At 31.3% G+C, this 7,470-nt stretch carries 8 protein-coding genes; 4 read left to right on the forward strand and 4 right to left on the reverse strand.

Features of this window, described 5'->3' with window-relative positions:
* The 4 genes from AW732_RS00290 to AW732_RS00305 all read left to right on the forward strand — a co-directional run.
* The coding region (locus AW732_RS00290; protein ID WP_067956817.1) for a minichromosome maintenance protein MCM at positions 1-1,679 on the forward strand (1,679 nt) is incomplete at its 5' end.
* Positions 1,676-3,805 carry a DEAD/DEAH box helicase gene (locus AW732_RS00295; protein WP_067956820.1) on the forward strand — a complete coding sequence of 710 codons (2,130 nt, stop codon included), beginning with the start codon at positions 1,676-1,678 and terminating at the stop codon, positions 3,803-3,805. The genes AW732_RS00290 and AW732_RS00295, both read left to right, overlap by 4 nt.
* Positions 3,802-4,794, forward strand: coding sequence for a glycosyltransferase 4 family protein (locus tag AW732_RS00300; protein WP_067956823.1), 993 nt, complete (start codon positions 3,802-3,804; stop codon positions 4,792-4,794). Before AW732_RS00295 ends, AW732_RS00300 begins: the two co-directional genes overlap by 4 nt.
* Entirely contained in the window at positions 4,791-5,021 is a 231-nt protein-coding gene (locus AW732_RS00305; RefSeq protein WP_067956826.1) for a hypothetical protein, read from the forward strand. The genes AW732_RS00300 and AW732_RS00305 overlap by 4 nt, the downstream gene beginning before the upstream one ends.
* Here the strand turns inward: AW732_RS00305 and AW732_RS00310 are convergent.
* The 4 genes from AW732_RS00310 to AW732_RS00325 all read right to left on the reverse strand — a co-directional run.
* Positions 5,018-5,494, reverse strand: coding sequence for an acyltransferase (locus AW732_RS00310; protein ID WP_067956830.1), 477 nt, complete (start codon positions 5,492-5,494; stop codon positions 5,018-5,020). The two genes, AW732_RS00305 and AW732_RS00310, sit on opposite strands and share 4 nt — an antisense overlap.
* A gap of 4 nt (positions 5,495-5,498) precedes the next feature.
* On the reverse strand, positions 5,499-5,768 hold the full coding sequence (locus AW732_RS00315; RefSeq protein ID WP_067956832.1) for a Trm112 family protein: 270 nt from the start codon (positions 5,766-5,768) through the stop codon (positions 5,499-5,501).
* Positions 5,765-6,700, reverse strand: a complete 936-nt coding sequence (locus AW732_RS00320; RefSeq protein WP_067956834.1) for a Gfo/Idh/MocA family oxidoreductase — start codon at positions 6,698-6,700, stop codon at positions 5,765-5,767. The genes AW732_RS00315 and AW732_RS00320 overlap by 4 nt, the downstream gene beginning before the upstream one ends.
* The coding region (locus AW732_RS00325; RefSeq protein ID WP_067956837.1) for a branched-chain amino acid transaminase at positions 6,701-7,470 on the reverse strand (770 nt) is incomplete at its 5' end. It lies immediately after the preceding gene.

Raw genomic sequence — 7,470 nt, forward strand, 5'->3', positions numbered from 1 at the left:
TCAAACCTCTTGCAAAAGAATTAGTTTTTGTATGTCCTGATGAACATATCACAAAAATAATACAACTAAAAGGAATGGATGCAAAAATCCCTGTAGTTTGTGATAATCCAAATTGTAAACAAAGAGATTTTGAATTAAAACCAGAATCTAGTAAGTTTATTGATTTTCAAATTCTTAGATTGCAAGAACTTCCTGAAGATTTGCCTCCGGGTCAATTACCTCATTACATTGATGTTACAATTAGGCAGGATTTAGTTGATAATTCGAGGCCAGGAGACAGAATTATTCTTACAGGCGTAGTTAGAGTTGAACAAGAATCTGTAACTGGCGTTCAAAGGGGTCATAGTGGCTTATATCGATTAAGAATTGAAGGTAACAATATCGAATTTTTAAGTGGTCGTGGTTCTAAAACTGATAGAAAAATTGGTAGAGAAGAAATTTCACCTGAGGAAGAAAAAAGAATAAAATCATTAGGTCAAAGTTCTGATGTTTATCAGAGATTAATTGATTCTTTTGCTCCACATATTCAAGGTCAGACATTAATCAAAGAAGCTATTTTGTTACTAATTGTTGGTTCAAATCAAAGACTGTTAGGTGATGGTAGTAAAATTAGAGGTGACATCAATGTATTTTTGGTTGGAGATCCTGGTACAGCAAAAAGTGAGATGCTGAAATTCTGTGCTAGAATTGCACCACGTGGTCTGTACACTTCTGGTAGAGGTTCAACAGCTGCAGGACTTACAGCTGCAGTTGTCCGAGATAAAACGGGTATCATGATGTTAGAAGCAGGTGCAGTTGTATTGGGTGATCAAGGTTTAGTCAGCATTGATGAATTTGATAAAATGAAACCTGAAGATAGAAGTGCATTACACGAAGTTATGGAACAACAATCTGCAAGTATTGCAAAAGGTGGTATTGTTGCTACATTAAATGCTAGAACTTCTATTTTAGCTGCAGCAAACCCAATGTATGGAAAATATGATCCATTCAAAAATATTACAGAGAATGTAAATTTGCCCATTCCATTATTGACTAGATTTGATTTAATTTTTGTTGTAAGAGATATTCCAACTAAAGAAAGAGATGAACAAATTGCAACACATATCATCAAAAGAAATACAAATTCAGGAATTGACAAAAAATCTGTTATTGAAGTTGATCTATTAACAAAATATCTTTCATATGCAAAACGTGGAACTCCTGAATTAACAAAAGAGGCTGAAGCAAAAATTCTTGATTATTACCTACAAATGAGAAATGTGGAATCTGAAGAAATGATTACTGTAACTCCTAGACAATTAGAAGGAATAATTAGACTTTCTACTGCTAGAGCAAGATTACTCATGAAGGATAAAGTAGAAGAGGAAGATGCTGAGCGTGCAATTTTCCTAATTCAAAGCATGCTTCAAGATGCTGGTGTTGATGTTAATACTGGAAAAGTTGATCTTGGTGTTTTACAAGGAAAACCCAGAAGTGAAGTGTCAAAAATGCAATTATTTATGGATATTTTAAAAAGTCTTGAAGGAGACAACAAAGTAGCAGTTGAAGAACGTGCATTTGTTCAAGAGCTTGAAAAAACTGAAAAGTTCAGTGAAGAAGAAGCAAGAAATTACATTAGACGAATGCTAAGAGAAGCATCTATTTATGAATCAAAACCCGGTCATTATAACCGAGTATGAAAATAGAAAAATTATCGCTTCCAGATTCTGCAATTAATTTTTTAAAATCACAAGGATATGAAAAATTATTTCCTCCACAGACTGATTGTGTCAAATCTGGTTTATTAGATGGAAGGAGCATTTTAGTTTCTGCACCTACTGCAAGTGGAAAAACTTTGATTGCAATGCTTGCAATGCTAAACTATCTTTCTAAAAATAAAGGAAAAGTGATCTATCTTAGTCCATTACGTGCATTAGCTGCTGAAAAGTTTACAGAATTTAAAAAATTAGAAAAAATTTCTCTTGGTAAAAAAATTAAGACAAGTATTTCAACTGGAGATTTTGAAAATATTGAAAAGAATTTAGAAAAAAGTAATGTATTGATTTTAACAAATGAAAAAATGGATTCAATAATTAGACACGGTGCTGAATGGATTGATGACATTGGTTTAGTCATTTCTGATGAAGTTCATCTCATTGGAGATGAAAGTAGAGGACCTACACTTGAAATGATTTTAACTCATCTAAAATTATTAGAATCTAAGCCACAAATTATAGGTCTTAGTGCAACAATCACAAATTCAGATGAAATTGCTGATTGGCTTGAATGTAAACTTGTGAAAAATGATTGGAGACCTGTTCCTTTGTCTGAAGGAGTTTGTGATGGTGGAAAAGTTATCATGAGTGATGGTGAAACATTTGAAGTAAAACCTAGTTTGCGAGGAATTCCTATAGATTTAGGCGTACAATCTGTACAAAATGGTGGTCAATCATTAGTTTTTGCAGAAACTAGAGCAAGATCAAAATCCCTTGCAACAAAAGCAGCTGATGCAATTTCCCAACTTTTACAAAAAAAAGAATTAACTGCTTTAGAAAAAACATCAAAACAAATTCTTAAAGAAAATGAACATACTGAAATTGTAAAAACTTTAGCAACACTTGTAAAAAAAGGAGTTGGATTTCATCATGCAGGATTAAATCAAAAATGTAGAGAGATTATTGAAAAAGAATTTCGAAATGGAACTATCAAATTACTATCTTCGACTCCAACATTAGCAGCTGGTGTAAATCTTCCAGCAAGACGAGTTATTATTTCAAACATCAATAGATATAATGCAAAAGTTGGTGCAAATAGACCAATTAGTGTTTTAGAATACAAACAACTTTGTGGAAGAGCTGGAAGACCTCAATATGATAAGTATGGTGAATCCATAATTGTTGGAAATGGAAACACTGAAGATTTAATTGAATATTATATTCATGGTGAATCTGAACCTATTATTTCAAAAATTACTGATGATAAATCTCTCAGAACTCATATTCTAAGTGTTATTGTTACACATCCTGGAATAAAAAAAGAAGAATTATTGGAATTATTTTTACAGACATTAGGTGGATTGCAAACTACAAAGGCGACATTACGTTTTGCAATTAATATTTCACTTCGTTTTCTTTCTAGCCAACAATTAGTAATTAAAAAAGGTGAAAGATACGCTGGAACTGCATTTGGAAAAAAGACTTCTATGCTTTACATTGATCCTTTGACTGCAACATTTTTTAGAGATGCAATTGATAATGTTTCTCAACAAGGAAAACATACTTTTGGATTCTTACATTTAATGACAAATTGTGAAGAATTCTTTCCAAATTTTTCACTAAGAAATAAGGACTATGAATCAACTAGCTTGATGATTGAAAATCATTCTTCAGAACTAATTGAGCCTATTTCTGAATATGATTGCTCTAGGAGTCTTTTAGCTTTACAAATGTGGATTACTGAATCCAGTGAACTTTCTTTATCTGATACTCTTGGAATAGAGGCTGGAGATATGCATAGGATGGTAGAAAATGCAAATTGGCTCTCATATTGTTTACGAGAAATTTCTAAACACATTGAAAGATCTGATTTGCTTGAGGAATTCAGTGATTTGAGAAAACGAATTGTTTATGGAATTAGAGAAGAATTGCTAGATTTGGTACGTGTGAAAGGAATTGGAAGGGTTAGAGCACGTATTTTGTTTAAACATAATATTAAAAACCTTGACGACTTGGCAAAAATTCCTGTAAATAAATTGGCAGAAATTGATAAAATTGGTTTAACAATAGCAAATAACATTAAAGCTGAATTAAAGAAGGTTAGATATTGATTGAGTTAATTATTCCTGCAGTAATTTCTTGTTTACTGGCATTTTTTGTAGTATATTTTACTATTCCTCCTTTGATCAAAATTTTGGCTAAAAAAAATTATGCTGTAAAAGATATGAACAAAAAAGAAAATGTGATGATTGTAAGACCTGGTGGCCCTTCTATAATTTTAGGAATTGTTGTATCTGAGATTGTCTTATATGGATTTTTTCAACTAAATGAAATTCTTGCAATAATTATTACGACAACTGCAGCATTTGTAATTGGTTATGTTGATGATAGAAAAGTTATGGGTGGTTGGTTTAAACCAGTAACATTAGCTATTGCAGCATTACCAATTATTTTTCTTGGGGCATACGATTCAGATCTTGCATTTCCATTATTTGGAGATGTCCAAATTCCATTACTGTATCTTGGATTGATAGTTTTTATGATTCCAATTACTGGAAATACCATTAATTCAATTGATGTTCTAAATGGTGTTGCCAGTGGCTTTATGGTTATTGCAAGTTTTTCATTATCTATTTGTTTATTTATTTTACAAAACTATGAAATTGCAATTGTAAGTTTACCATTGGGCTTTGTTTCATTGGCATTTTATAAATATCATAAAATTCCAAGTAAAATTTTTCCTGGTGATTCTGGTGCACTGACATTTGGATCTATGTATGGTGTTATTGCAATTGTTGGTGGTGTAGAAATTATTGCAGCAATTGCATTGTTGCCTGCAGTGATTAACTCATTTTTGTTCTTATCTAGTGTTAAGCGAGTAGTAGAACATCGTCAAATTAAAGGTAAACCTGTAGAGCATACTGATGATTTTAAACTTAAAGCAACTAATGATAAAACTGCACCAGTAACATTAGTTAGATTAATTCTTGCAGGTGGACCATTAACTGAAAAACAAGTTGGATATTCCATCTTCAAATTAGCGATTTTTTCAGGTGCTTTGGCAATAATTTCTACAATTATGATGGTGGTTTCTATATGAAATCTGGTCTTTATGGTTTTCTATTTGCGATGTGGGTCTTGATAATTCTTGGTGGTGGTATTATGGTTATTTTGTTAGGCCCATTTACTATACAACAATTTGGTGAATTTCATTGGATTATTGCATCTGGAATTAAAGTTACTATTGCTTTGATATTAGTTGTAATATGGATTTTAATTTTATCTAAATTAAAAAACTGGATTTTCAAAAAAGAACTAAACTCTTAACTGTCTAACCATTTTTTTTGTTTTTTATCATATTCTTCTCTGCTATATCTTAGAAAAGCTGGAGAACCAGCAACAACAGTATTTTCTTCAACATCCCTTGTAACAATTGCACCCATTGCAACAACACTATTTTTTCCAATTTTTACACCTGCCTTGATTACTGCACGTGCACCAATTACTGCATTATCTTCAATTGTAACTCCTACCATCTTATCACACATTGGAAATGGATCATTTGTTAAAACAGCTGCAGGACCAATGAATACATTTTTTCCAATTCTGGATAGTGGTGGAATGTATGCTTGTCCTTCAATTTTTGTATTTTCCCCAATTTTTACATCGTAATCAATATGTGCCAGAGAACCAATCTTTACATTGTCTCCAATCTCAACATTGTCTCCAATATATGAAAAATGCCATACTTGAACATTTTCGCCAATCTTTGCCTTTTCTGAAATAAAATTTGTAACCATTATCTTACAAATGCCATGGATTTGCCTTTGTAATAATTTTTTCAGGTAAATTGTCTTTGTTTTTGTTCAAAAACTCCATTTCATGTTTTTTATCTCTTAGATCATCAGGTAACATAATTGGAATTTCTTCCATTATTGGGTAAAATCTTGTACATTTTGGACAAAATATTGCACCCTCAATTACCACGTTTTCTTTTTGATTGATTTCAAATAATTCTAAGGGATGATTCTTGTCTATAGGACATGCTAGTATCTCCATCATTGTCTTATTCATTTTAAATCCAGATAAATTGGGGTTCCTTTTTGACTAGATAAAAGTGCCGCTTCTGCAATTTTTGTGACATTTACTGCTTCACTTGCTTTAACAATTTGTTTAGTTTTATCTTCGATTGCATCTAAGAAATTCTGAATTTCTCTCATTAATGGCTCTTGTTTTTCATTTTGAATTATTTCGGAATTTTCATCTTTTTCAACTTTAATTTCTTGTGTTAGAAAATCTGATGAAATTATTGCTTCTGTACAAACTGCACTAAATTTTCTAACTTTTTTTGGTGTTATCCAATTTGATGAAATTATTGCAACTTTATCATTTTTGTATCCTAACATAATGTTTGTAAAATCCTCACGTTCATGTCTAATTTTTCCTGATCTTGCAAAAACCACTTGTGGCATTTCATTAAATAACCAATTTGCAGTATCAATATCGTGAACTGATGTATCATAAATAATTCCAACATCTTTGATATGTAATGGCATTCTATTTTCTCTGTGAAATTCTAACATGACTAAATCCCCATATTTTTTTTCATGAACAATTTTTTTTACAACATCTACTGCTGGATTAAATCTTTCAATATATCCACATGTTAAAATGACTTTATTTTTTTCGGCAAGTTTTGCAAGTCTTTCACCATCTTCAGATTTGTATGTCATTGGTTTTTCTACAAAGACATGTTTTTTTGATTCTAACAATTTTTTTACAATTTCTGTATGTGTTGATGTTGGTGTTACAACAAATGCTCCATCAAACTCTTCTGATTCTAAAACATCATCTAATGAATGATAATAGTTTACAGAATATTTTTCACCATATTCTTTACTTTTTTCAATATCTGCATCACAAATTGCAACTAGTACGCCTAATTCTGATAAAATTCTGGCATGGTTTTTACCCCATCCACCTGTTCCAATTTGAATTATTTTCAATTAATAGACCTCAGTTAACCAATGAGCATAATCAATATTTTTATTCATTACGATGTCAAGGTACTCTTGCATCATTTTCTTTGTAACATCTCCTGGTTTTCCGGTACCTATCTTTTTAGAGTCCATTGAAATTACTGGTGTAATCTCTGCAGCAGTACCTGTAAGAAAAATTTCTTCTGACATGATCAATTCACTTCTTTTGAAATCCCTTTCAATTACATCAATGTCTAAATCTTTACCAATTTTGATAATGGCATCTCTAGTAATGCCTTCTAGTGCTGATGATGATAATGATGGTGTGATTAATTGACCCTCTTTTACGATGAAAATATTTTCGCCTGGTGCTTCACTAACATTTCCATCTTGATCCAACAAAATTGCTTCATCTACACCGTTTCTTTTTGCTTCTTGGGTGGCAATAATAGAATTAAGATAATTTCCTCCCATTTTTGCCTGAGTTGGGGTGGAGTTGTCTGAAAATTTTCTCCATGATACAACACTTGTTGTAATTCCATTTTTGTTAAACAAGTCCCCAAATGGGAATGTAAAAATTGCAACATTTGTTGGAGCTTTTTTTGTTACATGTAGATTAATTCCATAATCTCCAACAAAATAAAATGGTCTGATGTAGCATGATTTTTTTATTTTATTTTTTTTACAAATACCAATAATTGCATCTGAAATTTCTTTATCTGTAAAATTTAATGAAATATCATAAAATTGTCCTGATTTTCTGAATCTTTTTACATGCTCATCTAATCTGAATATGT

Origin of the sequence: Nitrosopumilus sp. Nsub, from assembly GCF_001541925.1 — an archaeon.
Lineage (GTDB): Archaea > Thermoproteota > Nitrososphaeria > Nitrososphaerales > Nitrosopumilaceae > Nitrosopumilus.

Excerpts from the sequence above, each read along its gene's own strand:
- AW732_RS00295 (WP_067956820.1), top strand. The coding sequence starts at position 1,676 with ATGAAAATAGAAAAATTATCGCTTCCAGATTCTGCAATTAATTTTTTA.
- AW732_RS00305 (WP_067956826.1), top strand. The coding sequence starts at position 4,791 with ATGAAATCTGGTCTTTATGGTTTTCTATTTGCGATGTGGGTCTTGATA.
- AW732_RS00310 (WP_067956830.1), bottom strand. The coding sequence starts at position 5,494 with ATGGTTACAAATTTTATTTCAGAAAAGGCAAAGATTGGCGAAAATGTT.
- AW732_RS00315 (WP_067956832.1), bottom strand. The coding sequence starts at position 5,768 with ATGAATAAGACAATGATGGAGATACTAGCATGTCCTATAGACAAGAAT.